Source organism: Jannaschia helgolandensis (genome assembly GCF_900109285.1).
GTDB lineage: Bacteria > Pseudomonadota > Alphaproteobacteria > Rhodobacterales > Rhodobacteraceae > Jannaschia > Jannaschia helgolandensis.
Genome location: NZ_FNZQ01000003.1, coordinates 315,482 through 342,034 on the forward strand (window position 1 = coordinate 315,482; position 26,553 = coordinate 342,034).

Genomic DNA, 26,553 nt, shown 5'->3' on the forward strand with positions numbered 1-26,553 from the left:
CATGCCCGCCGGGGCCTTTATCCTTGGGTGTGAAGGCCCCGACCTAAGCACCAGGGAGGCCGCATTTTTCCGAGACTGCGACCCCTGGGGCTTCATCCTGTTCGCCCGCAATGTCGATACCCCGGATCGGTTGCGCGCCCTGACGGCATCCCTCCGCGACGCCCTGGGCCGCGATGCCCCGATCCTGATCGATCAGGAAGGCGGACGCGTTCAACGCCTCGGCCCGCCGTTCTGGACGCGCTGGTCCCGACCTCTGACGCAGATGTGCAGGGCTTCGGACCCGGAGCGCGCGATGTTCCTGCGCGCCACGCTGATCGCGCGCGAATTGCACAACGTCGGCATCGACGTGAACTGTACGCCGACCGCCGATATCGCAACCGAAACTACGCATCCCTTCCTGTTGTCCCGGCTCTATGGAGATAGCGTCGAAACCGTTTCAGCGCGCGCGCGCGCCAACGCCGAAGGCTGCCTTCAGGGGGGCGTTCTGCCGGTGATGAAGCATATTCCGGGGCACGGGCGGGCCAATGTCGACAGCCATCTGGGCCTGCCGCGTGTCGATACCTCCTGTGAAGACCTGCGGGTCACGGATTTCGAGGTCTTCCGCCGACTGAACGACCTGCCGTTGGGAATGTCGGCACATGTCGTCTATTCCGATATCGACACCGCCCCCGGCACGATTTCCGCCGCTGTTATCGCTGAAGTGCGCGGTGGCATCGGGTTTGACGGCCTTCTGATGACCGACGATATTAGCATGGCGGCACTGCCGGGTGACATGGCCAGCCGGTGCAAGGCGTCGATCGCGGCGGGGTGTGACGTGATCCTGCATTGCAACGGCGAATGGGACGACATGGCGGCGGTGGCGGAAAACACGCCTTGCCTGTCGGATGTGGGTCAGACCCGCGCCGACCGCGCCCTGTCGATGCGTGCTGCCCCGGTCGAGCTTGACATCAAGGCAGCCCATGCGGAACTTGACGCCCTCATGTCCTGAGGGGACGCGCGTGGCCGACGAACTTGCAGACGACTTCATCGAAGGCCCGGTCCGTGACCCCGATCCGGACACGGTTGCCGAACGTCTGGCCGCCGAGGCGCTGATCGTCGATGTCGATGGGTTCGAGGGGCCGCTGGACCTTTTGCTGACGCTGGCGCGGACGCAGAAGGTCGACCTGCGCACGATCTCGGTCCTGCAACTGGCCCGGCAATATCTGGTTTTCGTCGAAAAGGCGCGGGAATTGCGGCTGGAGCTTGCGGCCGACTATCTGGTCATGGCCGCCTGGCTGGCCTTCCTGAAGTCGCGCCTTCTGTTGCCGCCCGACCCCGAGGATGAAGGGCCAAGCGCCGAAGATCTGGCGGCGCATCTGGCGTTTCAGCTGGAACGACTTGAGGCGATGCGTACTGCCGCCGCCCGACTCATGGCCCGCGATCAGCTGGGCCGGGATGTCTTTGCCCGTGGCGAGCCGCAAGGGCTGGAACGATCGCGCAAGGTGGTCTGGACGGCGACACTGCTGGACCTGATGCAGGGTTATGCCCGTCTGAGGACGCGTGACGATTTCCGCCCCTTCGTCATGGACCGCGACGGCGTTTTTACCATGGAGGAGGCGCTGTTGCATCTGCGTCCGCTGATCGGCGCAACCCTGGACTGGGCCGACCTGATGTCATTTTTGCCCGATGGCTGGGACGGCGATCCGGCGCGGCGACGCTCGGCCACTGCCTCGACCTTTGCCGCGACGCTTGAACTGGCCAAGAACGGACGGCTTGAATTGCAGCAGACCGATATGTTCGGACCGATCCGAATTCGGGGGACGGCGTGAGGGACGGCGAAACCACCAGACCCGAGACCCTGTTCGAAGCACCGCTGCTGGCCGAACAGGAACGGATGGTCGAGGCGATCCTGTTCGCCTCGGCCACACCGGTCACGGTGGGCGAGTTACACGCCCGCCTGCCACACGGCTGCGACGCGCCCGCCGCGTTGGAGCAGTTGGCGAAACGATATGACGGACGGGGCGTACGGGTGGCGCGCGTGGGCGATGCCTGGGCGATCCGCACTGCGGCGGACCTTGCGTTTCTGATGACGCGCGAGACGGTCGAGACCCGCAAGCTGAGCCGGGCGGCGGTCGAGACGCTGGCCATCGTCGCCTATCACCAGCCCGTCACACGCGCCGAGATTGAAGAAATCCGCGGCGTTTCGGTCAGCAAGGGCACGGTCGAGCAGTTGATGGAACTGGACTGGATCAGGCTGGGCCAGCGCCGCAACACGCCGGGGCGGCCTGTGACTTTCGTCGTGACACGGGGTTTCCTCGACCATTTCGGCCTTTCGTCCCCGCGCGATCTGCCGGGCCTGAAGGAATTGCGCGGCGCCGGTTTGCTGGACAGCTCCCCACGCCCGGACGATGTGCCGGACACCGAAGAAGACGCGACCGACGACATGTTCGAACGCTCCCCGCCTGAACAGGAAGGCTGAAGCCAGGGGGGACAGTTCAGTCCCTGTTGCAACTTTGGTCGGCCGGTTTCGACCGGGTCTTGCATCCGATCAGAACGGCCACGGCCAGCGGCACAGCAATTTCCGTGGTGAAAATACATGTTTCGCCGTGCCTGCGGAGGCCAATCTGTTGCGCTTTGCGCAGGAGGTCGAAAGGCGGGGGCGTTCAGTTGTCGGGGAGAGTCGGTTTGGATTCCGGACGTATGGCATTGTCGGCAAGGGGCTGGGCCGGTCCGGTCTTGTGAAACCCGGCACGCCGCATCTCGCGCGTGGCGACCCGGCCCAGCCAGATCACCATCAATCCGAAGGCCAGCAAACCGCCGCCGCCCAGCATCAGTTGTGCCCGGCTTGCCCCGACAGTGGCCAGCCCGCCCATTTCACCGATCCAGACCATGGCCAAAGTGCCCGGTGCCAGTCCTGCCGTCGTCGCTAGAAGATATGTCCAGGGTCGCACGGCCGTAAACCCCAGTAACCAGTTCTGTGCCGTGAACGGCAGGATCGGCGTCAATCGAAGCAGCACGACGAAGACCAGACTGTTCTGGGCGATTGCCCGGTCGGCGGCGCGGACGCGGGGTCCGTCGATCCGGCGCATCAGGGGCGCGCGCAGCCAGTGTCGACCGATAAGAAAGGGTGGAATCGCACCGAGGATACTGCCCAGCATCGAAAGCGGATATCCCCACCAGCCGAATGCCAACCCGCCGACCACCGACATCGCCGCCGCAGGCAGCGGCAGGATTACGACAACCACATAGGCCAGGACGAAAACCACGATCCCGTATGTGCCGTGCGACTTGACCCAATCGCGCAGAATCGGAACCCAGTCGCCCCAAGGCAGCAACCACATGCCCAAGGCGATCACGACCAACAGCACAGGCCAGAGCCAGATGTGCCAGGCCTTGATCGGCGTCGCGGCGGGGGAAGGGCTGGGGTTTGGCATCGTGGGCACGTCCTAGGCTTCCATGCGGCACCGCCGCAAGGGCTGAGCGGCGAAGTGTCGTGTTTGTAATGCGCGACAAGATCCCATGTTCGGGCAATGCGGGGAAGCCGGGGCCGGATGTTCGGCGAATCAAGGGCCGTTACATCGATCCGGGTTGCAGGTATGATCCAATTGCATGGTCGACAGACTTGCCGCCTATCTTCGCCTTGCCGCGCGGGGCGGTGAGGTTGGCCGAGACGCAGTCTGCCGCTCGTTGCGACGGTCCTTTCCTGGTCTGGGCCAAGGGCATTTGGCAGCCTGCCGGGCGATGGCGCAATACTCCAGACCGCGCAGAATTTTGCCGCACTGCCGACCGCCTGAGGCGTCACACGTCTGGCTTCTGAAATGTGGCGCAATTGATCGACACCTTGGGCGAGATCGCGGCCAGACGGGTTCACCGTATTTTGCGCCCAATGGGTATTCGATGCCGGGTCCGCTCGGACTGCCACCGGCCTTCGACACGGCACTGCCCATTCGGGATCGACTTTTCTGTGTGTCGAGTGCTACGGGTCGTTCGCATTGCAGCTCAAGGCCTTTCGAAATGGTCTGTCAGGCCTGTCGCGCCGCGATCCAGTCAAGCAACACCGTTGCGTCCGCCTTCAAGGCATCCGCCGTCCCCCCCGTGAACATCTGCAAAGCGTTGAGGTTCAGCGGGTTCACCCCGACCAGCACGTCGGCGCCTGTCTCCAGCGCGGCGGCGATCACCGGACGGAACCCGCGGCCCGAGGCTTCCTGTTTGCCGAACTTGTTGACGATCAGCAGGTCCACACCCTGTGCCAGACATGCTTCGGCAGCGGCGACGGCGGTTTCCAGTCCTTCGGCATCCAGCCGACAGCCCCGTGCCTCGCGGCCCAGCGATTGGCTGATGCGGATGACCGGGCCATCGGGCAGTACGACTGCGTCCATGTCGCAGCGGGCGCAGCCCGGCCGGTCGCTGTTGATCTGCACGATCCCGGCGACGCGATGGCCCTGCGCGATGGCCGCCAGGGCCACGCGATGCAAAAGGGGATCAAGCTCTCCGCGACCTTCGGTCATGGTATAGGCAAGGCGCATGGGCCTTGGTTCCACGGGCCGCCCGGCGGTGCAAGGCTTGACGCGGCCTGCACGGCAAGCGACCCATGGCCGGATGTCAGAACATTTCCCCCGGATCGAGCCATTGGGCGAAGCGGCACTTTTGCTGCGTTTCGCCCCAACGCTGGATGACCGCGCCAATCGCGCCTGCGTCGCTTTTCGCGCCGGGTTGGAGGCCGAGCCGATAACAGGTGTGGTCGAAACCGCATCGTCCCTCGGGTCGGTGCTGGTGCGATACGAAGGTGACCCTGAGGCGCTGGAGGCTGCGCTCACCGATCGCCTGAACGCCCGCGACTGGTCGCAGATCGTGCCGCCCGCCCGCCGCTTGTGGCGCATCCCCTGCAGCTATGGCGGCGACGATGGCCCACAGCTGGAGGAGGCCGCCGCGATGGCCGGGCTGTCGCAGGCCGATGCCATTGCGGCGCTGTCGTCAGCGCGGGTGCGGGTTCTGGCATTGGGGTTCGTGCCGGGCATGCCCTACACCGGAATATTACCGCCTGAATGGGACCTGCCGCGTCAGACGGGCTTGACGCCGAAGGTTCCCGAAGGCGCGCTGGTCACGGCGGTCCGGCAGCTTGTCCTGTTCGGGACCGAGGCACCGACGGGCTGGCGTCAGGTCGGTCGCACGCTGTTCGGGTGTTTCAACCCGTCGCGGGACCGTCCCATCGCGCTGACACCGGGGGACGAAGTGATATTTCCCGCCGTTTCCATGTCGGAATTGCGGGATGAGGCTGCCGCTGATCCCGACCGCCACGGCGGTGCGACGTTCGAGGTTTTGCCATGATCGAAGTTCTGTCCTGCGGCCCGATGGTGACAATTCAGGATCGCGGCCGCGCGGGTTATCTGACTCAGGGGCTGGCCCATGGCGGGGCCGCCGACCAGCATGCGCTGGACGATGCCGACGCCCTTCTGGGTCAGGTCGGCGCGGGGATCGAGACACCGGGATCGCCGTTGTGTCTGCGCGCCCACGGGGCCACGACCGTTGCGCTGACCGGGGCACCGATGCGCGCCGACATGGATGGCCGCGCGGTGGCTTGGAATACCGCCCAGACGCTGGAGGACCAAGCAACGCTGAACCTGCGGCCAAGCGGGCAGGGGGTATACTCCTACGTCCACGTTCCCGGTGGTTTCCAGACCGAAACGATGCTGGGCAGTCGCGCCGCGCACCTGATTGCCAATATCGGCAAACCGCTGACCGCGGGCGACCGTCTGCCCGGCATGCCACAGGTGCTGCGGCCCCGGAAGGTCGCGGCGAGCGAGCGGCTGGGCGGCGGGCTTCTGCGGCTGCTGCCGACACCGCAGACACGGCTGTTTCCCGAAGCGGAACTGGCCCGCTTCGCCGACACGGCATTTACCCGCGATATGCGCGGCAATCGGCAGGGCGTCAGGCTGTCGATGAATGGACCGGGCTTCGCGACCGAAGCACAGCTGAACCTGCTGTCGGATTTCATCCTGCCGGGCGATGTGCAGATGACCGGCGATGGCGTGCCGTATATCCTTGGGCCAGAATGTCAGACGACCGGCGGCTATCCGCGGATCGGCACGGTGATTTCCGCTGACATGCCGCGGGCCATGCAGGCAGTGCCGGGGGCGAAATTGCGGTTCCGGTTCGTGACACTGGCCGAGGCGCGCGCGGCCCGGTCCAAACGCCCCGAGGTGTCGCCGCTGGTCCGCGATCCGTCCGAGATCACGGACCTGCTAAGCCTGCAACTGATCGGCGGCGTGATGTCCGCCCGCGACGGAGATAGCTGATGCACATCGATCTGAATGCCGACATGGGCGAAGCCTTCGGCGACTGGCGGATGGGGAACGACGGCGCGTTGCTGGACATCGTGACCTCGGCCAACGTCGCTTGTGGGGCGCATGCCGGGGACTGGGACGTGATGGCACGGACGATGACGCAGGCCCGCGACAGGGGGGTCGGCATCGGGGCGCATCCGGGATTTCCCGACCTTCAGGGGTTTGGTCGGCGGCGCATGTCGATGCCCGGAGAGAGCCTTGCCAATCTTGTCATATGGCAATTCGGCGCGGCGCGCGGCATGGCGGCGGCGTTGGGCACACAGGTCCGTCATTTCAAACTGCATGGTGCGATGGCGAACATGGCCTCCGAAGACATCGAGATGGCGCGCGCGGCGTATTCCGCGGCCTTGCGCGTCGATCCGGACGTCATCCTGCTGGTTCTGGCGGGCACGGCGCAGGAGGCGGCGGCCAGATCACTGGACGCACGCTGGGCGGGCGAGATATTCGCCGACCGGGGCTACAACGACGATGCCACGCTGGTGACACGCGGCCAACCGGGTGCAATGGTGCATGACCCGAATGATGCGGCTGCGCGGATGGTGGCCTTCGTGAAGTCCGCGGCGATCATCGCCAATTCGGGCCGACAGATCCCTGCGGCCTGCGACTCTATCTGCCTGCATGGCGACGGTCCCGATGCGGTTGCCATTGCCCGAGCCGTGCGCGCCGGGCTGGAGACCGAAGGCATCACGCTGGCCCCGATGCAGGGACACCGCCCATCGTGACCGCGATATTCTGAAATGACGAAGCGGGCGCTAACGCAAACGCGGCGGCGCATCCGTGCCGGGTGCCGTGGGCGTCGCGGGCGCGTCCGGCACCGGCAGATCTATCCGCAGGCCATGCCGGGCGAGTGTTGCGGCCAGGGGGTGCGCAGCGCGCAGGAAGGTCACGTCGATCTGGCCGGCATCGAGACCTGAGAACACCAGCGCCTCGGACACCGCGCGCGCCAGATCGCCTTCGGCCCCCGGCACGACATCGACAAATCCCAGAATGTGACCCCGCGTGCCGCCCTCATAGGCGACCCCGGCCAGGTATCCGGTGCGGGCCAATCCGACGGCCAGCCCCAGTTTGCCGTCCAACGCCGTCAGCAGGGCGTCGGGGATGTCACCGGGGGAGGAGACCTCCTGAATGCGGGCTTCGGTCTCTTCGGGCTGATGGGCGAGCGTCCTGTTCAGCCAGCGCAGGGCCTCAGGGTCCAGCAGTTGAGCCGATGGCGCGTCTTCGAGGTTGAGGCCGAGACCCAGGTTTTCGGAGGCCAGCATGGTCGCCAACCGACGGCCAGACAGCGTGGCGGTGGCTGCGGCCCCGGCGAAATCGGTCAGGCGGTCCGGAAGGTCGAAGGCGAGGGCATAGCGCGTGCCCTCGATCTCGAACAGGCGAGGGGTGATCGTGCCGTCGCGGCTATCGCCGTCGTCCAGCAACAGGTGCAGCTCTGCTTCGGCGAGACGTTCGAAAAAGGTCAGGCGGGCGGTGTCGGTGCCGTCGTCTTCCGCTGCGAGATGGGCGCGATCAAGGGGGGTCATGTCAGGGCATCCTTGATGGCGCGGCGCAGGGCAGGCAAGGTATCGGCCTCGAACCAGGGGTGACGTCTGAGCCATCCGGTATTGCGCCATGACGGATGGGGCAAGCAGAAGATGCCGGGCGCGCGGCTGCGCCAGTCGCGAACCCGGTCGGTGACACGGCCTTTTCCCAGGTGCCAATCCTGCGCATAGCCGCCGATCAGCAACGTGACCTTTGGCGAGCCGACATGGTCGAGGGCGGCGGCGCGCCACATTCTGGCGCAAATGCGAGGTGGCGGCAGGTCCGATCCCTTGATGTCGTAACCGGGAAAGCAGAACCCCATCGGCACGATCGCCACCTTGTCGCGGTTCCAGAACGTCTCGCCATCCACCCCCATCCAGTCGCGCAGCCGCACGCCGGATGGGTCGTCAAAAGGTTTGCCGGATGTATGCGCGCGCAGTCCGGGTGCCTGGCTGGCCACGACGATCGGCGCGCCGGGCCGGAACCAGACAACGGGACGAGGCAAATGCGCCGTTGCAGTAGCCGCAAAGCGCTCTGCGCAGTGGCGGCAGGCGGCGATCTCATCGGGTAAATCCATGCGCCGACAGCTAGCGGCGTCAGGGGGATAGGCAAGTCGGCTGCGAAAGACTTGCGAAGAGGTCGTGTCAGGATGTGTCAACCACCGTCGCAGCTTGGGCGGCACTGCAGAGTCCCGTTCGGATGGCCTGTCGCGACAGTTGGCGCAGGTCCGAACGCCGCGCGGTTCGAAGGGTCTGGACGAAGGCGGCACTTGCCGGGAACACTCGCAGCAAAGCCCGCCCTGCCGTCGTGTGGGGGCCGGGGCGGAACGACTCGGACCACAGGCCGTCGACCGAGACCAGCGCATGCCGGTCCAGAAGCAGATGGAGATAGGTCAGGCCTTGCGCGCCGCCCCGCGACCGATGGCCACATTTCCCGATTTCCACGATATGGCGCGCACGGATCAGGGCAGGCCCGTCCGGCAGATCGCAGCGCAGACCGTGCTGGGCCGATACGACCGAGCGCCGTAGGGGAAGACCATTGCCCAGACATCCGCGCGGCAGGACGACGGCCCGCAATTCAGGCCGGTCGGCGATCTGTTCGGCTGTCAGCCGGGTGCGCAGCAGCGCGCGCAGGGGCAGGGAACCGTGGTCGCGGGTGGCGATGCGGTCGCCAACCTGCAGATCCTCGATCCGGCATGGGCCCTCATCGGTCAGGATGCGGCTGCCGGGCGTGAAGCAGGCGGGGGTGGAATGCGCCTCGTCCGGGTCCGAAGCCTCGTGGCCGCTGACGCGGGCGCGCAGGTCCTCTTCGGTGATGTTGGTGTGCTGATACTGAGTGAAATCCAGGGTCAGGCTGTCGTCGGGATTGCCGTCCCTGATCGTGATCTTCCAGATTTTCGGGTTTTCCGTCGCCGTGAAGATCAGGTCATCCTGATTCATCCCGTCGGAGAGGTCGATGAAATCGGTTGCCGGATCGAAGCCGGTAACCGTGTCATTCCCGTATCCGTCACCCCAGCCGATGGTGGAGATGCCGCCGCCGGTGCCGTTGAATTCGACCAGATCATTACCGCTGCCACCGTCGATATAATTGTTACCGTCCCCGGCGCCGATGCTGTCGCCTCCGGCCCCGCCGTAGATCGTGTCATTGTCATCCCCGCCGGTTATGCGGTCGTCGCCGTCGCCGCCGGAGAGTTCGTTCTGGCCGGACCCGCCCTCAATCGTATCGTCGTCCGTGCCGCCGTGAATGGTGTCGTCGCCACCGCCGCCCGCCAGGTTGTCGCGGCCCGAACCTCCATCGATACTGTCATCGCCGCCGCCGGCCAGGACCGTGTCATCGCCGTCGCCGCCATCGACGGTGTTCTGGCCGCCGCCCACGTTAATGTCGTCATTGCCGGTGCCGCCACGGATCGTATCGTCTCCGTCTCCGGCAGTAATCGTGTCATCGCCCGCGCCGCCGTCGACGGAATTGCGCCCATCGCCTGCACGAATGCTGTCGTTGCCGCCTTCACCCATGAGAATGTCGCTGCCCGCACCGCCATCCAGCGTGTCGTTGCCATCCCCGCCCGAGAGACCGTCGTCACCTTCTCCGCCGTCGATACTGTCGTTGCCCGCTTCGCCCCAGAGCTGGTCGTTTCCGCCGCCGCCGCGAACTGTGTCGTCATCCGATCCGGCGGCAACGCTGTCGTCGCCGTCGCCGCCCTCGATGCTGTCGCGGCCGTCCTGACCCCATATCCGATCATCGCCACTGCCGCCTTTTATCGTGTCCGCACCATGTCCGCCGACAAGCGCATCATCGCCTTCGCCGCCGTCGATGGAATCATTGCCATCCTCGCCCCAGACGGTGTCGTTGCCATCGCCGCCTTCCAGCGTGTCATTGCCCCGCCCACCCCGGATCGAGTCGTGACCGCCGTTTCCGCGCAATCTGTCGTTGCCATCCCCACCCTTGATGGTGTCGTTGCCTTTGCCACCATCTTCGCTTTCGTGTTGATCGGGCTTCGCGCTGCCCCTGGAATTCTCGCCTGTCATGACCGGGCCCTCCGTTGAGAACACCTTCGGACGGGGTCATGAACAAAGCCTGAAGCGAGCTTGGATCTTTAATTAAATGTCTTGGTATCCGGACCCGTTGACACCCTGATTTCAAGCGCCTACCTACCCGTCGTTGGCACTCCCTACAGGTGAGTGACAAAGGGAAACATCTAACTGAAAGGCTGACGCAATGGCTTTCAAACCGCTGCAGGACCGCGTTCTGGTCCGCCGTGTCGAATCCGACGAAAAGACCAAGGGCGGTCTCATCATTCCAGACACCGCCAAGGAAAAGCCCGCCGAGGGCGAGATCGTGTCTGTGGGCGAAGGCGCCCGCAAGGATTCGGGCGAGTTGATCGCCCCGTCGGTCAAGGCCGGCGACAAGATCCTGTTCGGCAAATGGTCGGGCACCGAAGTTCAGATCGACGGTGAAGACCTGCTGATCATGAAAGAGTCGGACATTCTCGGCATTATGGCCTGAAGAACGTCCTGCAAAACATTCAAATTCTAGGAGAATAACATGGCCGCTAAGGACGTGAAATTCAGCACCGACGCCCGCAATCGTATTCTGAAAGGCGTCAACATCCTGGCCGACGCTGTCAAGGTCACGCTGGGCCCCAAGGGCCGCAACGTGGTTCTGGACAAGTCGTTCGGTGCCCCCCGCATCACCAAGGATGGTGTGTCTGTCGCCAAAGAGATCGAGCTTGAGGACAAGTTCGAGAACATGGGCGCGCAGATGGTCAAGGAAGTCGCTTCCCGGACCAACGACGAGGCCGGTGACGGCACCACCACCGCGACGGTTCTGGCCCAGGCCATCGTCAAGGAAGGCATGAAGTCGGTCGCAGCGGGCATGAACCCGATGGACCTGAAGCGCGGCATCGACCTGGCCACTGCCAAGGTCGTCGAGGCCATCAAGGCCGCCGCCCGTGACGTGACCGACAGCGACGAAGTCGCGCAGGTCGGCACCATCTCGGCCAACGGCGAAGCGGAAATCGGTCGTCAGATCGCCGACGCAATGCAGAAAGTCGGCAACGAGGGTGTCATCACCGTAGAAGAGAACAAAGGCCTCGAGACCGAGACCGATGTCGTCGAAGGCATGCAGTTCGACCGTGGCTACCTGTCGCCGTACTTCGTGACCAATGCCGACAAGATGACCGCCGAACTGGAAGACGTGATTATCCTGCTGCACGAGAAGAAGCTTTCGTCGCTGCAGCCGATGGTTCCGCTTTTGGAGCAGGTGATCCAGTCGCAGAAGCCGCTGCTGATCATCGCTGAAGACGTCGAAGGCGAGGCCTTGGCCACGCTGGTCGTGAACAAGCTGCGCGGTGGCCTGAAGATTTCGGCCGTCAAGGCTCCGGGCTTCGGTGATCGTCGCAAGTCGATGCTGCAGGATATCGCGATCCTGACCGGTGGTCAGGTCATCTCGGAAGATCTGGGCATGAAGCTGGAAAACGTGACCATGGACATGCTGGGCTCCGCCAAGCGCGTCTCGATCACGAAGGACACGACGACCATCGTGGACGGTTCCGGTGAGAAAGCCGAGATCGAAGCCCGCGTCAGCCAGATCCGTCAGCAGATCGAGGAAACCACCTCGGACTACGACCGTGAAAAGCTGCAGGAACGTGTTGCCAAGCTGGCAGGCGGCGTTGCTGTCATCCGCGTCGGCGGCATGACCGAGACCGAAGTGAAGGAGCGTAAGGACCGTGTCGATGACGCGCTGAACGCGACCCGTGCTGCGGTTCAGGAAGGCATCGTCGTTGGCGGTGGTGTTGCTCTGGTTCAGGCCGGCAAGTCGCTGGTGGATATGACCGGTGCGAACAACGATCAGACGGTCGGCATCTCGATCGTGCGCAAGGCTCTCGAAGCTCCGCTGCGTCAGATCGCCGAAAACTCCGGTGTCGATGGCTCGGTCGTTGCGGGCAAGGTTCGTGAAAGCAACGATCCCAAGTTCGGGTTCAACGCGCAGACCGAAGAATATGGCGATATGTTCAAGTTCGGCGTCATCGACCCGGCCAAGGTCGTTCGTCACGCCTTGCAGGATGCGGCTTCGATCGCCGGTCTGCTGATCACCACGGAAGCCATGGTTGCCGATAAACCCGAGAAGCCGGGTGCCGGTGGCGGCGGCGGCGGCATGCCCGACATGGGCGGCATGGGCGGCATGATGTAAGACGGCTTTCCACAGGAAAGTCTGTCGATGCGGCGGCAGCGTCCCGGCCATGCCGGGGCGCGAAAGCCGCCCGCCGGTCAAATGAAATCGCGCTGATTGGCGCAAAGCAATGGCCCCCGTCACGGGGGCCTTTGTCGTGAAAGCTTCCGGCATCTCGACCAGCCTGAATTCATTTCTTCGAACACGCGGAACCATGCCGAAGGCAGGAAGCCCGAGGGAACCGCGCAGGGGGGTCTTTCGTTTTTCATTCAAGATCCCTGCAAGGGGTCGAAACCTGCAAACGGAGGAAACAATGGTACATGATGATGCGAATCTGGTCGCTGCCGGCGATGTATCCGGAACAACGGTCTATGGCGCCGACAACTCGAACGTCGGTACGATCGATCGGGTAATGATCGACAAGTCGTCCGGTAAAGTCGCCTATGCTGTGATGAGCTTCGGCGGATTGCTGGGGATGGGTGGCGATGAGCGGCCTGTTCCATGGGAAACGCTGACCTACGACAAGAGCCTTGGCGGTTTCCGAACGTCGATCACCGAAGACCAACTGAATGATGCCCCTGCCGCTGAAGAAGGCTGGGAACGGGATCGGGACTGGGAGACCAGAACCTATCAGAGTTATGGCCTGGCACCGTACTGGATTTGACGTTCAGCCAGACCTGTAGTCAGCAAAAGGCCCCTTCGGGGGCCTTTATGTTGACTGCGATCCCAAAAAAGAAGGGCATTTGCCCCTTACGTCAGCGCGCGTCGTACGGGCGCTGCAACTGCCCAAGCCATTCAACGCACACGGGGCCGTCAAGACCCCGCATGATCTGTCGTAAGACCGGCGGCAGAGAGTCATATTGTGACACACCTGCGAAGTTGCCCGTGACAGTTCTGTTGTCGGCCATGGAAAGACGTTGCCTTGTCGCCGATCTGAAGCCTGCATTCGGCGTCAGGGACGAAGCGGTGATGGGGGGCATCGGGCACGATTACAAGTTTCGCGACACATTCATATAGCACGTTGGGGTATGACCGTGACACGGCTTATGAAGCGGAAGAAGGAGCATTCAGGCTGCGAACTTCTGTCCGCATCACGCCCCCCCGAGCCACCGATCCTGTGCGGACCTGCAGGACGTCCCGTATTTTCGCAGACACCACCTTGCCGCACCGCCCGCCCTCGGCTAGCTAAACCGGCAATGTAAACTGGGGAGAGCGCATGTATCGGGTCTGGAATTTCGTCACCAACTATTCGCTTCTCCTGATTATCGGTGCCGTGATCGCGCTGATCTGGGCCAATACCGACGTTTACAGCTATCACGCGCTCGTGGATTACCCGATCTGGTTCAACGACTGGATCGGAATCGAACTTCGTGAGTGGGAAGAACTGGTCGGCGAGAAAGCCGATGCGTACGGTTATACCGAGACGGCCAAGGTTCTGACGGCACACTATTTCGTGAACGAAATCCTGATGGCATTTTTCTTCGCCATAGCGGCCAAGGAAGTCTGGGAAGCTGTTATTCTGGAAAACGGCAGCCTGCGCGGCAAGAAGGCCGCAACGCCGCTCTTCGCCACGGCCGGAGGCATGATCGGGCCTATTACCGTCTACTTGGGACTGGCCTGGATGATGGGGCCGGACAAGTTCGCCTTGGTCGCCAATGGCTGGGCCATTCCCACGGCCACAGACATCGCATTCAGCTATCTGGTCGGGCGTCTGGTGTTCGGCGCGGGCCATCCTGCTGTAAGGTTTCTTCTGCTGCTGGCCATCGCAGACGACGCGGTCGGCCTCATAATCCTTGCCATCTTCTACCCGTCAGGCGAGCTGGCGCCGATCTGGCTGTTGCTATCCCTGACGGCGGCGGTTGGCGTATTCATCCTGTTCAACTGGCTTCCGCGCAAGATGGACCGCGGCAATCAGCTACGGCCTACATCGACCTGGGTGCGTCAGAAACTGTCGTTCTGGCCCTATCTGATTGCCGGAGCGCTGTCGTGGTTCGGTTTTGCGCAATCCGGGCTGAATCCGGCCCTGGGTCTGTTGCCCATCGTGCCGACACTTCCACATGCCGACCGTGCCTTCGGTCTGTTCGCCGAGGCGGAACAATATCTGACCGATCTTCTGAACCACACTGAACACCTGTTGAAGCATCCTGTCGAAGTGGTGCTGTTCCTGTTCGGGCTGATGAATGCGGGCGTAGCGTTTTCCTCGATCTCCGAGCCGACCTGGCTTGTTCTGGCTGGCCTGATCATCGGCAAGCCGCTGGGCGTCCTTCTGTTTGGCTATGTCGGGGCGCATACATTGAAATTGGGTCTGCCCGAAGGGATGCGTACGGTGGACTTGTTTACAATCGGTTGCGTCGCGGCCATCGGTTTTACCGTATCGCTCTTTGTCGCGTCGGTCGCCTTTGATAACGGACCGGTTCAGGATGCAGCCAAGATGGGCGCGCTGCTGAGCTTTGGCGCGGCAGGCCTGAGCCTTATCGTAGGCAAGCTGACGAAGGTGCAGAAACAGCCGGGCTGACGGCCCGACCTGCCGTAAAATGGCCGCAGAATCTGCCCCTGATCATGGCAATCGGGGGCAGAGCACCATATTGAAGTCCGATTGTCTGGTTACCAAAGCATTCCGTGAACTCCGAATCCGGTTTACGCGGGATTAACGATTCGGGGGCCTATTGGGCGGATGATAGAATTCGACAACGTCTCGAAGTCCTTCTGGACGGGCAAGCAGCGCAAAGTGATCCTTGACCGCGCTTCTTTTCGCGTGGAACCGGGGCGATCGGTCGGTGTGCTTGCCCCGAACGGCACCGGCAAGACGACGATCATCAACATGATGGCGGGTCTTGAAAGACCTGACGAGGGAGAAATCCGCCGGACCAGCCGCGTTTCGTTTCCACTGGGCTTCATGGGCGGTATCATCTCCAAGAACACGGCGACCGAGAACGCGCGCTATATCGCGACGCTCTATGGTCTCGACCCCGATTATGTCGAAGCGTTCTGCCGGTATCTGTGTGGCATCGAAGAATATTTCGACATGCCCGTCGGTACCTATAGCCAGGGTATGAAGGCGCGGTTCAGTTTTTCGCTGATGCTGGCACTGGAATTTGATATCTATCTGATCGACGAAGGAATGCCATCTACAACGGATGCGGAATTCAATCGCAAGGCAGGGTCGATCTTGAAGGATCGTCTGAAAGAAGCGACGGTGGTGATCGTCAGTCATCAGCCGGAAATCCTTGAACGGTTCGCGAGTACGGCGGCCGTGCTGCGCGATGGGCGCCTGTATCAGTTCGACACCCTGGAAGAGGCCCGGAGGCTTTACGAATACGATGCCTAAAGCCCTCAAGTTCAGAACCCGTCCGGATGCAGGTTTCAATCGCCCCGGTGCCAAGGTGCCTGCGACCATGCCCGTGCCCGATATCCCACCGGGCGCACAGGTCGCGGCAGCCAACGATCCGTCGCCACGTCCAGCGGATGGGCCGTCGCCCACTGGTCGTCAGCTTCGCATGGCCCGACGCATTGCCCAGAAACACGGGATAAGCGCAGGGTCCGACCGCGAAGCCGTCGAGGCACTGCGCGCCAGGGGTATCGACCCCTTCGAGCGGTCCAATATGCTGCAGCTTGTGCCAGGTCCGGCCAAGGGCGGAGCAGGCGCGCAGGCCAACCCAACCGCACAGGTGCCCGCCATCGCGCGGCCCTCGGCACCGTCCCCCGCGACACCGATCCCGGCGACGATTGATGCCGATCACCGGGCCAGTGAAATCGTCAACATTCAGCGCGACATTGCCCGCCGCCGCCGACGCAGGCTGGCCCTTCTGGCAACGCGTCTGACATTTTTCGTCGGTCTGCCGACAGCGATCGCCGCGTTCTATTTCTACACCATCGCCACGCCCATGTATGCCACCAAGTCCGAATTCATCATCCAGCAAGCCGATGCTGCCTCCGCCGGGGCCACGGGGCTGGGCGGGTTATTTTCGGGCACTGGTCTGGCCACGCAACAGGACAGCATCTCGGTCCAGTCCTACCTTCTGTCACGCGACGCACTGAACCGCCTCGATAGCGACCTGGGTTTCACCGAACATTTCTCGCAGGACCGCATCGACCCGTTACAGCGGCTGGAGGCTGACGGTTCGCGCGATGCGGCCTACAAGCTCTACAAGCGGATGGTGCAGATTGGGTATGACCCGACAGAAGGTGTCGTCAAGATGGAGGTCGTGGCGGCAGATCCAAAGTTGTCCGCGGCGTTCAGCAAGGCGCTGATCGGATATGCGGAAGAACAGGTCGATAACCTGACCTCTCGCTTGCGGACCGATCAGATGTCCGGGGCACAGGACAGTTTCGCCGCAGCGGAACAGCGTATGCTGGAGGCACAGAGCCGGATCGTCGATTTGCAGGAACGTGTCGGAGTGGTCTCTGCCACCGCTGAGGAATCCCTGATTTACAGCCAGATCGGTGCTATGGAGACCGAGGTCCGGGCCGAGCGTCTGCGCCTGGATCAACTGCGGTCCAACGCGCGCCCCAACGCCACGCGGGTCGAAGTCGCGCAGTCCAATATCGCCAGTCTGCAAGCCGAAATCGATGCCCTCCGCAAGAGTCTGACCGTCGGGGTGGAAGACGAAGTCAGCCTTGCGCGGGTCACCGCCGAATTACAGGTCGCGCAACAGGATCTTGTGACGCGGCAGCTTCTGCTTCAGCAATCTGCACAGCAGCTGGAGCTGGCGCGGATCGAGGCGAACCGTCAGGTGCGTTATTTGTCTACGCCCGTGCCGCCGATTGCGCCCGATCGTCCGACCTATCCGCGCAGTTTCGAGAATACGGTTCTGGCGTTTCTGGTCTTTGCCGGCATCTATCTTATGGTCTCTTTGACAGCGGCAATCCTGCGCGAACAGGTGTCTGGCTAACTTCCGGTTTGCATTAAGGGTCTGCACGGCTAGCTGTGACGCGACCGCCCTATCCATGCCCGAGGATTACCATGAAGCCGCTTGCCGACGTCACGCCCAATACTTGGGCTTTTCTGCGCGACCCGATGATCGCGCCCACCGGATTCCGGGAATACGACGCCCGCTGGAAATATCCCGAAGGGATCAACCTGCCTGGTGTGACCGCGCTGGGACTGGGCCTTGGCACCCAGATGACGCGACGTGGCATCGAACCGCGGATTGCTGTCGGCAACGACTACCGCGACTATTCCGTCGCCATCAAGAACGCCCTGATCCTGGGCCTGACACAGGCCGGCATCCATGTGCAGGACATCGGTCCCGCCTTGTCGCCGATGGCCTATTTCGCGCAGTTCCATCTGGATGCGCCTGCCGTTGCAATGGTGACCGCTTCGCACAACCCCAACGGCTGGACCGGCGTGAAGATGGGCTTTGAGCGCCCATTGACGCATGGCCCGGACGAAATGAACGAGCTTCGTGACATTGTTCTGAATGGTGAGGGTGAGGCAAAACCCGGCGGCACTTGGGAGCGTGTGGACGGCGTGATGGAGGCCTACCTCGACGACCTTTGCGGTGATTTCCAGATGAGCCGGAAGCTCAAGATCGTCTGCGCAACAGGCAATGGAACGGCCTCAGCCTTCGCGCCCGAAGTGCTGCGCCGGATCGGGGTTGAGGTCGTGCCGTCGCACAACGAACTGGATTATACTTTTCCGCACTACAATCCGAACCCTGAAGCGATGGAAATGCTGCATGATATGTCGGCGTCGGTTAAGGCCAGCGGCGCGGATCTTGCGCTGGGTTTCGACGGTGACGGTGACCGCTGCGGCGTGGTCGACGACGAGGGGGAAGAGATTTTCGCCGATATCATGGGTGTCATCATGGCCCGCGACCTGTCGCGGCTCTATCCCAATTCGACATTCGTGGCCGACGTCAAATCTACCGGCCTGTTCGCCAGCGACCCGGTACTGCAGGCCAATGGCGCCAAGGCGGATTACTGGAAAACCGGCCACAGCCACATGAAGCGTCGCGTCCACGAGATCGGCGCCCTGGCCGGGTTCGAGAAATCTGGGCACTACTTTCTGGCTGAACCCATCGGGCGGGGCTACGACTGCGGCATGCGGGTGGCGGTCGAGGTCTGCAAACTGCTGGATCGTAACCCCGATATGAAGATGAGCGATCTGCGCAAAGCGCTCCCCAAGGTCTATAACACGCCGACCCTTTCGCCGTACTGCCCCGATCTGGAAAAATACGATACGTTGCAACGTATCGTCGACCGGATCGTGCCGATGAAGGGGCAGGGCACGCTGGGCGGTCAGAAGATCGTGGATGTAATCACGGTCAACGGCGCGCGTGTCATGCTGGAGAACGGCGGTTGGGGTCTGGTTCGGGCATCGTCCAATACCCCGAACCTTGTCGTCGTCTGCGAAAGCCCGACTTCTCAGGAAGAATTGCGCGCGATCTTCGAAGACCTCGACGCGATCATCAGGGTGGAGCCGAATGTCGGTGACTACGATCAGACATTCTGACAGATGCGCTGCATGGACTTGATCCGATGTGCATCGTGCTCGAAAGTGTAGCGATGTTTCGCACCGCTCTGCTTTTCCTGTGCCTTGCTTCTCCCACATTCGCGCAGGAGCCGGTGCAGCCTTCCGGCACCATTTCGACTGCGCAGGATAGCCTGGGTGACGCCGCCATCGACCGCCGGATCGAGGCGATCATCGCCGAACTGGACGGCTACGACGGAGTGAGCGTCGATGTTCGCGAAGGCATCGTCACCTTCTCGGGCGAGGTGGTCGAGGCCGCTGCCGTGCCGCGGCTGGATGAAATCGCGGCACGGGTCGACGGCGTTGTCGCGATCGAGAACGACGTGACCGAAACGACCGATGTGGCCACCCGTCTGGACCCCGTTCTGGAAAGGTTTCAGGACCGGATCGGCCAGTTCATCAGCTATCTGCCGCTTTTGCTGATTGCGATACTGGTGGGGGGGCTTGTGATGGTCGCGGGGTTTGCCTTGGCCCGCTGGGAACGTCCGTGGCACAGTCTGGCGCCGAATGCTTTCATCGCGGAAATCTACCGCGTCGTGCTGCGCCTGGTCTTCGTGATTGCGGGGGTTGTCGTGGCGCTCGATATCCTGAACGCGACGGCGATCCTGACCGGCCTGTTCGGGGCGGCCGGCATCGTCGGTCTGGCCGTAGGCTTTGCAGTTCGCGACACGGTCGAGAATTTTATCGCGTCGATCATGCTGTCACTGCGACAACCCTTCCGGCCCAACGATGTCGTGGACATCGAAGGCTCCATCGGCTCGGTGATCCGGTTGACCAGCCGCGCGACCATCCTGCTGGATCCGAACGGCAATCACGTCCGCCTGCCGAACGCTTTTGTCTTCAAGGCGAAGATCATAAATTACACACGAAACGATGAAAGGCGTTTCGGCTTCGTGCTCGGGATCGACCCGAACGACGACCTGGCCGAAGCCAAGCGTATCGGCCTTGAGACGCTGGCCGGTCTGGAGTTCGTGCTGACTGATCCGTCGCCTCAGGTCTGGGTCAAGGATGCGGGCGACAGCACCGTGACAGTGGAATTCTTCGCTTGGCTCAATCAGCGACAGGCCGATTTCAATGCCGCACGGGGTGAAGCGCTGCGCGTGGTCATGGGCGCTTTGACCAGTGCCGGGATCGGCATGCCGGAGCCGACCTACCGCCTTAACCTGACAGGTGGCGCGTTACCCGTAGTGGATTTGCCGGACTCCGAAAGCCGTCCCGAAGCGCTTGTGATGTCCGAAGCGGACCCCGCACCTCCACCGGAGCCACTCAGGGCCGAAGAGGTTGCACCGGATCGCACGATTGAGCGTATGGTCGAGGACGAGCGTCGCACCGAGGGTGATGCCGATCTGCTGAGCCCTGCCGCGCCGCGCGAATGAAGGATCAGGGGCAGGGCGCGCCAATTCTGCAAGCGATGTTGCCGCATACGCCTTGGGATGATCCGGGCCTGTCGCGAAGGCCAGGCCTGATGCCTGTAACCGGGCATTGGGTCAGGGTCGACGATGCCTATGGGCCGCAGATGGCGGAACGCGAACGCCTTTTGCGGGATCGGCGAGTGGATGTGCTGCGAACCTGCGACGGCTCGGGGCGTGCGCAGGCAGAACTTTTGGCCTTTATCCTGAACACTCTGCCGCCTGGGTTCGCGCGCCGGGGCGAAACGATCGTCCGGCCCGATGGCGCAATCGTGTCGCTGACCGGGGAGCCGCTTGTGGTGCTGGGCCATCTGTTACAGGAGGATCTGCTGCTGATGGAGCGCCAAGGCGACGAACATGTCTTGACCGCGGGCCTTCTGTGCTTTCCCGCGTCCTGGACCCTGGCGGAAAAGATCGGCCGTCCCCTGACCCGTATCCACCGCCCGGTCCCCGACTATGACGTGCGGCTGGCAGGGCAGGTGCAGCGTCTTTTCGACCGTGTCCCCATAGGCCGGGCGATGTGGCGCGCAAATGCCCTTGGCTACGCCGAGCCGGATCTGTATCAACCCAAGCCCGAAGCCGCACCCAGGTCAACGGCCCGGCCCCCGCGATACCTGCGATCCGAACGGCAGACGGTTCTGCGTCTGCCGCAAACGGGCGCAATCCTGTTCGCCGTGCATACCTGGGTCGTCGCGCTGGAAAATCTGACGCCTGAACAGAGGGCGCGCTGCCCGGTCGTCTGACGTCAGGGCGCGGCGAAGTGTTTAGACAGCTTCAGACCCTGACCCTGATAATTCGACGCGATACCTTGTCCGTATAGCTGTGCCGGGGTCTCGGACATGGTCTCATAGACCAGCCGCCCGACGATCTGCCCGTCTTCCAGAACGAAAGGCGCTTCGTGGCAGCGAACTTCCAGCACGCCGCGCGCGGGCGTACCATGCCCGAAGCCTGGGTCGAAAAAGCCCGCGTAATGCACCCGGAATTCACCCACCATGGCCAGATAGGGCGCCATTTCGGCGGCATGCGTCGGCGGGATGCTGACCGCCTCGCGCGAGACGAGGATATAGAACGCGCCGGGGTCGAGGATGATGCGACGCTGATCGGTGCGGATTGCCTCCCAGAAATCGTCAGGGCGGTAATGTCCCAGTCGATCCAGGTCGATGACTCCGGTGTGGGGCTTGGCGCGCCATCCGACAAGGGTTTGCGGACCGGGCGTCAGATCGACGCTGAAACCCAATCCATCGTCGATCACAGGGGTGCCATCGACCAGCGGGCTGGCGGCATGCAGGTTGCGCAGGGCGTCGTCGGACAGCATCGCTTCGCCCACGCGAAAGCGGATCTGGTTCAGGCGCATTCCGGGACGGACCAGAACAGAAAAGCTGCGCGGACAGATTTCGGCATAGAGCGGCCCGTCATAGCCTCCGGGAATGCGGTCGAATTCGGTCCCGCCATCGGTGACCGTCCGGGTCAGAAGGTCCAGACGTCCGGTAGACGATTTGGCGTTGGCGACCGCAGAGACACCAACGGGCAGGGCCACACGCTCCTGTAGCGGCACCAGATAGACAGCGCCCTTTTCCAGCACTGCGCCTTGGGTCAGGTCGATCCGGTGCATTTCGAATTCGGCCAGCCGATCTTCCAGTGTGCGACCGGCCCCCGGCAGGAAGGAGGCGCGAACGCGATAGGCGACGCTGCCCAGTCGCAGATCCAGGCTGGCAGGCTGAACCTGACCGGGGACCAGCGCAGGGGCTGCGATCGCACCGGAGGCAACCAGTGCCTCGATCTGCTGACTGGCCAGAACGCCTGTCGGCAGCGTATTCTGTGAATGGCTCATCGGCCCCCCTGATAAGCGAAACGCCCCACCCCGCGAGGGGAGAGGCGTTGCGATTTGGTCGGGCTAGCAGGACTCGAACCTGCGACCTTCCGTCCCCCAGACGGACGCGCTACCAGGCTGCGCCATAGCCCGACTTCAGCGCCTTCATACGGCTTTCGCCGGGGCGCGCAAGCCGAAAGCTTTGCGATACCGGTCAGCTTTGGTCCCCGTCCGTCAGCTCTGCCTCGACCTCTTCGATAAGGCCACGCAGCTTGCGAACGATCCGGCGGAATTTGCGATGATCCGAAGGTGACAGCACCGGAACATAGACCGTCGAACCGGTGATACCCCGTGGGGGAGGCGTTGTCGCCGGCGGCGCGACCTTCGATGGTGTCGCATGCGGTTTGCGTTCGACGCCCCGCTCCTCTTTCGGATCCGCCGGTGGATCAGGGTCCGGTTCGGGGGCGGCAGGCATCTCGATCACATCCGGCTGCGACGGCTTCTCGGGCGCGTCCGGCGGCAGGTCGGACGGTTGCACAGACTCGACCTCTTCGCCTGGCTGGTCCGGCATCTGGTCCGCATCGATGTCCTGCTCGCCGGGTTGATCCGCACCCGCAGGCTCGCCTTTATCCGGGGGGGCGGGCACCGGTTTCGGCGTCGTCCGGTCGAAGGCCAGAACGCGACCGGTCTCGGCATCTTCGCCGCTGCGGATAACGCGACGGGGTCGCGCCGGAGAGGTTGTCTCGACCGTCTCCAGTTCGGGAGACAACTCCATCACCACCTTGATGCCGTCATCGTCGATCTTCTGGCTGACGCCCCGGATGGTCAGACCCTGATCGTGCAGCATCACCTTGATGCCCCCCAGCAGGCGCATATCCTCGGGCCGGTAATAACGTCGTCCGCCCGCGCCCTTGACCGGCGCGATCTGGCTGAACTTCGATTCCCAGAACCTCAGGACATGCGTCGGCACACCCAGCCAGTCCGCCACTTCGCGGATCGTACGGAACGCGCCGTCTGATTTTTCAGGGCCTGCCAAGAGTCAGCGCTTCCTGGTGGCGTTCCCGACAGCAACGCGGTCCTTCATCAGGTGCGATGGACGGAAGGTCAGTACGCGGCGAGGCGGAATCGGTGCCTCTTCGCCGGTCTTCGGATTGCGGCCCACGCGGGCCGATTTGTCACGGGTCGAAAACGTGCCGAACCCCGACACCTTCACTTGTTGCCCGTTGACCAGAGCGTCCGAGACATGCTGCAGAATCTGCCCGACCAAAGCCGCGCTTTCATTACGACTCAGCCCGACATTGCGGAAAACAGCTTCACTCAGATCCATGCGTGTCAGCGTTTTGTCAGTCATGAATATCCTCGATTTCGAAATTGGTTCTTCCGCATCCTGCGCAAGCTTTGGGCCTTGGCAGAAAACAAGTCAACGAGAGGGGGTTGCAGGGCGAAGTTCATGCAAAAGACCGCCAGTTGTCGGCGTATCCGGAAAATTAGAAAGGTGCAATGTCATCCGGGGGTTAGGTTACCATCGCAGCAGAACGGCCCCCCAGGCCAGGCCACCACCGATCGCTTCCGTTACGACAAGTTGACCGGGGCGCAACTGGCCTTCGGCCTTGGCGACCGACATGGCGAGGGGAATCGATGCGGCCGAGGTATTGCCGTGGTCCTGCACCGTGACCACGATCTTGTCCATCGGCAGGCCCAGTTTGCGGGCGGTTCCGGTGATGATGCGGATATTGGCCTGGTGCGGCACGACGCGGTCGATATCTTCTGCTGTCACTCCGGCCTTTTCCATCACCGCCAAGGTGGTCTGCGCCAGTTTATCGACGGCGTGGCGGAAGACTTCCTTGCCCGCCATCATCAGATGGCCCGTGGTCTGCGATGACGACACGCCGCCGGAAACCTGAAGAATATCCCTGTATCGTCCATCGGAGTTCAGATCGGTCGCCAGGATACCCCGGTCTTCGACGGTACCGTCGCCCTCGGCCGCTTCCAGAATCAGCGCGCCTGCACCATCGCCGAACAGTACACAGGTGCCCCGATCCTCCCAGTTCATGATCCGGCTGAAGGTTTCCGCCCCGATCACCAGAATGCGCTTTGCCTGACCTGATTGAATCATCGCGTTGGCATTGGCCAGGGCAAAGACAAACCCGGCGCAGACCGCCTGGACGTCGAAGGCGAAGCCACGTGTCATGCCAAGCCCGGCCTGAACGATGGTCGCTGTCGCCGGAAACGTCAGATCGGGCGTTGAGGTGGCGAGGATGATGGAGTCGATGTCATCCGCAACCAGTCCTGCATCGTCAAGTGCGGCGCGGGCCGCCCGGATGGCCAAGTCTGAAGTGGTCTGACCCTCGGCCGCGAAATGCCGCCGCTCGATTCCGGACCGGGAGACGATCCACTCGTTCGATGTGTCCAGAAAAGATGTGAACCAGTCGTTCGGCACGACCCGTTCGGGCAGATAATGGCCAATGCCACGGACCTGCGCGCGGATCATGTCTCTGCCTCGGGGGCGGTCTGTTCCAGCGTGGCTGTCGCGGCAGCGACGCGTGCCTTCAGGCGTTCGCTGAACCCAGCTTCCGAGAGGTTCCAGGCCAGCCCGACAGCCGCTGCGATGCCGGTCTCATCCGCCGATCCGTGGGATTTCACGACCGTACCGTTCAGGCCCAGAAAGACGCCGCCGTTGACCCGGCGTGGATCGATGCGGCGCGACAGGCGCTTGAGAGAGGACATCGCCAACAGGGCCGCGACCTTGGAGAGGGGCGTGGCGCGGAACGCCTCGGCCAGCATGTCGCGGACGAAACGGGCCGTGCCTTCGCCGGTTTTCAACGCGACATTGCCGGTGAATCCGTCGGTCACGATCACATCGACGCGGTCGCCCGGAATATCGCCGCCCTCGACGAAACCCACGAAATCGAATCCGTTGTCGACCGCGACTTTTTCGATGCGATCGTGCGCATCCTTCAGCTCGGTCCGGCCCTTGTTTTCTTCTGTGCCGACATTCAGCAAGCCGACGCGGGGACGATCCAGTCCCAGCCCGTTGCGGGCATAGGACATGCCCATCAGCGCATATTGCACAAGATCTTCGGCGTCGGCTCTGATATCGGCCCCGACGTCCAGCATCACGTTGAAACCCGACGGGTTGCGCGACGGCCAGAGGATCGCGATCGCGGGGCGATTCACACCCGGCAGCTTGCGCAGGCGGATCGTCGACACCGCCATCAGCGCACCGGTGTTGCCGCAGCTGACGCAGACAGTGGCTTCGCCCGACTTGACGGCTTCGACGGCGGACCACATCGACGTGTCCCTGCCGGTGCGAAGAACCTGCGACGGTTTGTCGGTCATGGCGACGATGTCATCGGCATGGCGCACGGTGCAATGATCGGACAGGCCGCGACGCTTGGCAATCAGCGCATCCAGGGTCGGCTTGTCGCCGTGAACGATGAAACGGATAGCAGGGATTTTCTTGACCGCGAGGGCAAGCCCGGAGACCACGGCTTCGGGGCCAAGATCGCCTCCCATGGCGTCGATGGACAGCACGCCGGTGGCCGCTGCATCGCGGATAGGGGCCATGCCGGTCTTATCCGACATGAATCGCCCCCTTCCTTACCTTGTGCGACACCGATCAGGCGACGTCGTCATCCAGATCAACGGCATCCGCCGCAATGACTTCGCGGTCGGCATAGTGGCCGCAGGCACCGCAAACGTGATGCGGGCGCTTCAGCTCGCCGCAGTTGGGGCATTCGGCCGGATTGCCGGGCACGAGAAAATCGTGCGAGCGCCGGTTGTTGCGGCGGGACTTGGTGATCTTGTTCTGCGGAACAGCCATGGCTCAACCTCGGTCTAACTGAAACAGGGGTATCGACGCCCCCGGGTATCTGTGAATCTTGCCTGCGGTCCCTAGTGGCATTCGCGCGAAGGGTCCAGCGCTTTCCGGGCGTTCCCGACCGGAGCGCGCGTCATACAGTCATTGCAGCAAAATGCAAGGGCGACCCGGCGGCTTGAAATAATGCCGCAGAATCATCCGGCTCGATGGTCCGCGTGAATTTCACACATCGGGTCTCTCGAAATGATCAGGCGCGATTTTGCAACTTTTGTGGTATATTGAACGTCTATGTATGTATCCGCCGCCGCTTCAGCGGCCCGGCCAACTGGCCACCCACCCGTGAAGGAGCGCAAAGATGCGCCACATCCCGCTTATACTTACCCTCATCGCAGCCCCTGTTCTGATCCTCGGGCTGGCAACTGCCGACGTCACGCCGAACCGCGACTTCAATACGCATTTCACACCCGACCGCATGATCGAAATAGAAGCGATGCTGACGGTCGCCAGCTAAGTCGGCGATCCCGAAGGCTGCG

28 protein-coding genes and 1 tRNA gene are annotated in these 26,553 nt (G+C 62.9%); 17 read left to right on the plus strand and 12 right to left on the minus strand.

The window, feature by feature from the left end:
• Position 1: 1 nt before the first annotated feature.
• From BMY38_RS10520 to scpB, 3 genes are all read left to right on the plus strand, one after another.
• Positions 2 to 988: a glycoside hydrolase family 3 N-terminal domain-containing protein gene (locus tag BMY38_RS10520; RefSeq protein ID WP_092762580.1), complete on the plus strand. Its 987-nt coding sequence runs from the start codon at positions 2 to 4 to the stop codon at positions 986 to 988.
• Between the two features lie 37 nt (positions 989 to 1,025).
• Entirely contained in the window at positions 1,026 to 1,808 is a 783-nt protein-coding gene (locus BMY38_RS10525) for a segregation and condensation protein A (RefSeq protein WP_245737570.1), read from the plus strand.
• Positions 1,809 to 1,873: 65 nt separating this feature from the next.
• Entirely contained in the window at positions 1,874 to 2,458 is a 585-nt protein-coding gene (gene scpB, locus BMY38_RS10530) for an SMC-Scp complex subunit ScpB (RefSeq protein WP_092762706.1), read from the plus strand.
• A gap of 184 nt (positions 2,459 to 2,642) precedes the next feature.
• On the opposite strand, the gene BMY38_RS10535 is transcribed toward scpB, so the two are convergent.
• Positions 2,643 to 3,413 (minus strand): TVP38/TMEM64 family protein, encoded by a 771-nt coding sequence (locus BMY38_RS10535; protein ID WP_092762584.1) that lies wholly within the window; start codon positions 3,411 to 3,413, stop codon positions 2,643 to 2,645.
• A 588-nt stretch (positions 3,414 to 4,001) separates the two neighbouring features.
• Complete coding sequence (locus BMY38_RS10540) at positions 4,002 to 4,505, minus strand: DUF2478 domain-containing protein (protein ID WP_092762586.1); 504 nt, start codon at positions 4,503 to 4,505, stop codon at positions 4,002 to 4,004.
• On the opposite strand from BMY38_RS10540, the gene BMY38_RS10545 reads away from it, so the two are divergent.
• Genes BMY38_RS10545 through BMY38_RS10555 form a run of 3 tightly spaced genes read left to right on the plus strand, consistent with a single transcriptional unit; the run spans position 4,504 to position 7,045 of the window.
• Complete coding sequence (locus tag BMY38_RS10545; protein ID WP_245737566.1) at positions 4,504 to 5,307, plus strand: 5-oxoprolinase subunit B family protein; 804 nt, start codon at positions 4,504 to 4,506, stop codon at positions 5,305 to 5,307. The two genes, BMY38_RS10540 and BMY38_RS10545, sit on opposite strands and share 2 nt — an antisense overlap.
• Positions 5,304 to 6,275 (plus strand): 5-oxoprolinase subunit C family protein, encoded by a 972-nt coding sequence (locus BMY38_RS10550; protein ID WP_092762588.1) that lies wholly within the window; start codon positions 5,304 to 5,306, stop codon positions 6,273 to 6,275. Before BMY38_RS10545 ends, BMY38_RS10550 begins: the two co-directional genes overlap by 4 nt.
• On the plus strand, positions 6,275 to 7,045 hold the full coding sequence (locus BMY38_RS10555; RefSeq protein WP_092762590.1) for a LamB/YcsF family protein: 771 nt from the start codon (positions 6,275 to 6,277) through the stop codon (positions 7,043 to 7,045). The genes BMY38_RS10550 and BMY38_RS10555 overlap by 1 nt, the downstream gene beginning before the upstream one ends.
• Before the next feature lie 30 nt (positions 7,046 to 7,075).
• On the opposite strand, the gene BMY38_RS10560 is transcribed toward BMY38_RS10555, so the two are convergent.
• The 3 genes from BMY38_RS10560 to BMY38_RS10570 form a co-directional block, all read right to left on the minus strand.
• Positions 7,076 to 7,843 carry a hypothetical protein gene (locus BMY38_RS10560; protein WP_092762592.1) on the minus strand — a complete coding sequence of 256 codons (768 nt, stop codon included), beginning with the start codon at positions 7,841 to 7,843 and terminating at the stop codon, positions 7,076 to 7,078.
• The gene (locus BMY38_RS10565; protein WP_092762594.1) at positions 7,840 to 8,418 is read right to left on the minus strand and encodes a uracil-DNA glycosylase family protein; all 579 of its coding nucleotides are present in this window, start codon (positions 8,416 to 8,418) and stop codon (positions 7,840 to 7,842) included. Before BMY38_RS10565 ends, BMY38_RS10560 begins: the two co-directional genes overlap by 4 nt.
• A gap of 67 nt (positions 8,419 to 8,485) precedes the next feature.
• Positions 8,486 to 10,366: a Hint domain-containing protein gene (locus tag BMY38_RS10570; RefSeq protein WP_092762596.1), complete on the minus strand. Its 1,881-nt coding sequence runs from the start codon at positions 10,364 to 10,366 to the stop codon at positions 8,486 to 8,488.
• Positions 10,367 to 10,556: 190 nt separating this feature from the next.
• Here BMY38_RS10570 and BMY38_RS10575 point away from each other — a divergent pair, with 190 nt between their 5' ends.
• The 10 genes from BMY38_RS10575 to BMY38_RS10620 all read left to right on the plus strand — a co-directional run bounded on the left by BMY38_RS10575 (position 10,557) and on the right by BMY38_RS10620 (position 21,133).
• A complete protein-coding gene (locus BMY38_RS10575) occupies positions 10,557 to 10,844 on the plus strand; it encodes a co-chaperone GroES (protein WP_092762598.1) in 288 nt (95 codons plus the stop codon).
• 39 nt (positions 10,845 to 10,883) lie between these two features.
• On the plus strand, positions 10,884 to 12,530 hold the full coding sequence (gene groL / locus BMY38_RS10580; protein WP_092762600.1) for a chaperonin GroEL: 1,647 nt from the start codon (positions 10,884 to 10,886) through the stop codon (positions 12,528 to 12,530).
• Between the two features lie 292 nt (positions 12,531 to 12,822).
• Complete coding sequence (locus BMY38_RS10585) at positions 12,823 to 13,173, plus strand: PRC-barrel domain-containing protein (RefSeq protein WP_092762602.1); 351 nt, start codon at positions 12,823 to 12,825, stop codon at positions 13,171 to 13,173.
• A 221-nt stretch (positions 13,174 to 13,394) separates the two neighbouring features.
• Complete coding sequence (locus tag BMY38_RS18565) at positions 13,395 to 13,526, plus strand: hypothetical protein (RefSeq protein ID WP_281243216.1); 132 nt, start codon at positions 13,395 to 13,397, stop codon at positions 13,524 to 13,526.
• Between the two features lie 199 nt (positions 13,527 to 13,725).
• Entirely contained in the window at positions 13,726 to 15,024 is a 1,299-nt protein-coding gene (locus BMY38_RS10595; RefSeq protein WP_092762606.1) for a Na+/H+ antiporter NhaA, read from the plus strand.
• Between the two features lie 159 nt (positions 15,025 to 15,183).
• Positions 15,184 to 15,837: an ABC transporter ATP-binding protein gene (locus tag BMY38_RS10600; RefSeq protein ID WP_092762608.1), complete on the plus strand. Its 654-nt coding sequence runs from the start codon at positions 15,184 to 15,186 to the stop codon at positions 15,835 to 15,837.
• Positions 15,830 to 17,401, plus strand: a complete 1,572-nt coding sequence (locus BMY38_RS10605; RefSeq protein ID WP_092762610.1) for a KpsE/RkpR family capsule polysaccharide export protein — start codon at positions 15,830 to 15,832, stop codon at positions 17,399 to 17,401. The genes BMY38_RS10600 and BMY38_RS10605 overlap by 8 nt, the downstream gene beginning before the upstream one ends.
• 71 nt (positions 17,402 to 17,472) lie before the next feature.
• The gene (locus tag BMY38_RS10610; RefSeq protein ID WP_092762612.1) at positions 17,473 to 18,963 is read left to right on the plus strand and encodes a phosphomannomutase/phosphoglucomutase; all 1,491 of its coding nucleotides are present in this window, start codon (positions 17,473 to 17,475) and stop codon (positions 18,961 to 18,963) included.
• 53 nt (positions 18,964 to 19,016) lie between these two features.
• On the plus strand, positions 19,017 to 20,357 hold the full coding sequence (locus tag BMY38_RS10615; protein WP_092762710.1) for a mechanosensitive ion channel family protein: 1,341 nt from the start codon (positions 19,017 to 19,019) through the stop codon (positions 20,355 to 20,357).
• A gap of 89 nt (positions 20,358 to 20,446) precedes the next feature.
• The gene (locus tag BMY38_RS10620) at positions 20,447 to 21,133 is read left to right on the plus strand and encodes a heme-dependent oxidative N-demethylase family protein (RefSeq protein ID WP_245737567.1); all 687 of its coding nucleotides are present in this window, start codon (positions 20,447 to 20,449) and stop codon (positions 21,131 to 21,133) included.
• A gap of 2 nt (positions 21,134 to 21,135) precedes the next feature.
• Here the strand turns inward: BMY38_RS10620 and BMY38_RS10625 are convergent, their stop codons facing one another.
• From BMY38_RS10625 to rpmF, 7 genes are all read right to left on the minus strand, one after another.
• Entirely contained in the window at positions 21,136 to 22,221 is a 1,086-nt protein-coding gene (locus tag BMY38_RS10625; protein WP_092762615.1) for a 2'-deoxycytidine 5'-triphosphate deaminase, read from the minus strand.
• A 55-nt stretch (positions 22,222 to 22,276) separates the two neighbouring features.
• A tRNA-Pro gene (locus tag BMY38_RS10630) sits at positions 22,277 to 22,353 on the minus strand.
• A 61-nt stretch (positions 22,354 to 22,414) separates the two neighbouring features.
• Positions 22,415 to 23,236, minus strand: a complete 822-nt coding sequence (locus BMY38_RS10635) for a MerR family transcriptional regulator (protein WP_092762617.1) — start codon at positions 23,234 to 23,236, stop codon at positions 22,415 to 22,417.
• A gap of 3 nt (positions 23,237 to 23,239) precedes the next feature.
• A complete protein-coding gene (ihfA, locus tag BMY38_RS10640; RefSeq protein ID WP_092762619.1) occupies positions 23,240 to 23,551 on the minus strand; it encodes an integration host factor subunit alpha in 312 nt (103 codons plus the stop codon).
• A 168-nt stretch (positions 23,552 to 23,719) separates the two neighbouring features.
• Positions 23,720 to 24,691, minus strand: coding sequence for a beta-ketoacyl-ACP synthase III (locus tag BMY38_RS10645; protein ID WP_092762621.1), 972 nt, complete (start codon positions 24,689 to 24,691; stop codon positions 23,720 to 23,722).
• The gene (gene plsX / locus BMY38_RS10650) at positions 24,688 to 25,785 is read right to left on the minus strand and encodes a phosphate acyltransferase PlsX (RefSeq protein ID WP_092762623.1); all 1,098 of its coding nucleotides are present in this window, start codon (positions 25,783 to 25,785) and stop codon (positions 24,688 to 24,690) included. Before plsX ends, BMY38_RS10645 begins: the two co-directional genes overlap by 4 nt.
• A 34-nt stretch (positions 25,786 to 25,819) precedes the next feature.
• Positions 25,820 to 26,023: a 50S ribosomal protein L32 gene (gene rpmF, locus BMY38_RS10655; RefSeq protein WP_092762625.1), complete on the minus strand. Its 204-nt coding sequence runs from the start codon at positions 26,021 to 26,023 to the stop codon at positions 25,820 to 25,822.
• 352 nt (positions 26,024 to 26,375) lie between these two features.
• On the opposite strand from rpmF, the gene BMY38_RS18120 reads away from it, so the two are divergent.
• Positions 26,376 to 26,531: a hypothetical protein gene (locus BMY38_RS18120; protein ID WP_175495844.1), complete on the plus strand. Its 156-nt coding sequence runs from the start codon at positions 26,376 to 26,378 to the stop codon at positions 26,529 to 26,531.
• The last annotated feature ends 22 nt before the right edge of the window (positions 26,532 to 26,553 follow it).

Excerpts from the sequence above, each read along its gene's own strand:
- BMY38_RS10520 (WP_092762580.1), top strand. The coding sequence starts at position 2 with ATGCCCGCCGGGGCCTTTATCCTTGGGTGTGAAGGCCCCGACCTAAGC.
- scpB (WP_092762706.1), top strand. The coding sequence starts at position 1,874 with ATGGTCGAGGCGATCCTGTTCGCCTCGGCCACACCGGTCACGGTGGGC.
- BMY38_RS10535 (WP_092762584.1), bottom strand. The coding sequence starts at position 3,413 with ATGCCAAACCCCAGCCCTTCCCCCGCCGCGACGCCGATCAAGGCCTGG.
- BMY38_RS10545 (WP_245737566.1), top strand. The coding sequence starts at position 4,504 with ATGGGCCTTGGTTCCACGGGCCGCCCGGCGGTGCAAGGCTTGACGCGG.
- BMY38_RS10540 (WP_092762586.1), bottom strand. The coding sequence starts at position 4,505 with ATGCGCCTTGCCTATACCATGACCGAAGGTCGCGGAGAGCTTGATCCC.
- BMY38_RS10550 (WP_092762588.1), top strand. The coding sequence starts at position 5,304 with ATGATCGAAGTTCTGTCCTGCGGCCCGATGGTGACAATTCAGGATCGC.
- BMY38_RS10555 (WP_092762590.1), top strand. The coding sequence starts at position 6,275 with ATGCACATCGATCTGAATGCCGACATGGGCGAAGCCTTCGGCGACTGG.
- BMY38_RS10560 (WP_092762592.1), bottom strand. The coding sequence starts at position 7,843 with ATGACCCCCCTTGATCGCGCCCATCTCGCAGCGGAAGACGACGGCACC.
- BMY38_RS10565 (WP_092762594.1), bottom strand. The coding sequence starts at position 8,418 with ATGGATTTACCCGATGAGATCGCCGCCTGCCGCCACTGCGCAGAGCGC.
- BMY38_RS10570 (WP_092762596.1), bottom strand. The coding sequence starts at position 10,366 with ATGACAGGCGAGAATTCCAGGGGCAGCGCGAAGCCCGATCAACACGAA.
- BMY38_RS10575 (WP_092762598.1), top strand. The coding sequence starts at position 10,557 with ATGGCTTTCAAACCGCTGCAGGACCGCGTTCTGGTCCGCCGTGTCGAA.
- groL (WP_092762600.1), top strand. The coding sequence starts at position 10,884 with ATGGCCGCTAAGGACGTGAAATTCAGCACCGACGCCCGCAATCGTATT.
- BMY38_RS10585 (WP_092762602.1), top strand. The coding sequence starts at position 12,823 with ATGGTACATGATGATGCGAATCTGGTCGCTGCCGGCGATGTATCCGGA.
- BMY38_RS10595 (WP_092762606.1), top strand. The coding sequence starts at position 13,726 with ATGTATCGGGTCTGGAATTTCGTCACCAACTATTCGCTTCTCCTGATT.
- BMY38_RS10600 (WP_092762608.1), top strand. The coding sequence starts at position 15,184 with ATGATAGAATTCGACAACGTCTCGAAGTCCTTCTGGACGGGCAAGCAG.
- BMY38_RS10605 (WP_092762610.1), top strand. The coding sequence starts at position 15,830 with ATGCCTAAAGCCCTCAAGTTCAGAACCCGTCCGGATGCAGGTTTCAAT.
- BMY38_RS10610 (WP_092762612.1), top strand. The coding sequence starts at position 17,473 with ATGAAGCCGCTTGCCGACGTCACGCCCAATACTTGGGCTTTTCTGCGC.
- BMY38_RS10615 (WP_092762710.1), top strand. The coding sequence starts at position 19,017 with ATGTTTCGCACCGCTCTGCTTTTCCTGTGCCTTGCTTCTCCCACATTC.
- BMY38_RS10620 (WP_245737567.1), top strand. The coding sequence starts at position 20,447 with ATGCCTGTAACCGGGCATTGGGTCAGGGTCGACGATGCCTATGGGCCG.
- BMY38_RS10625 (WP_092762615.1), bottom strand. The coding sequence starts at position 22,221 with ATGAGCCATTCACAGAATACGCTGCCGACAGGCGTTCTGGCCAGTCAG.
- ihfA (WP_092762619.1), bottom strand. The coding sequence starts at position 23,551 with ATGACTGACAAAACGCTGACACGCATGGATCTGAGTGAAGCTGTTTTC.
- BMY38_RS10645 (WP_092762621.1), bottom strand. The coding sequence starts at position 24,691 with ATGATCCGCGCGCAGGTCCGTGGCATTGGCCATTATCTGCCCGAACGG.
- plsX (WP_092762623.1), bottom strand. The coding sequence starts at position 25,785 with ATGTCGGATAAGACCGGCATGGCCCCTATCCGCGATGCAGCGGCCACC.
- rpmF (WP_092762625.1), bottom strand. The coding sequence starts at position 26,023 with ATGGCTGTTCCGCAGAACAAGATCACCAAGTCCCGCCGCAACAACCGG.
- BMY38_RS18120 (WP_175495844.1), top strand. The coding sequence starts at position 26,376 with ATGCGCCACATCCCGCTTATACTTACCCTCATCGCAGCCCCTGTTCTG.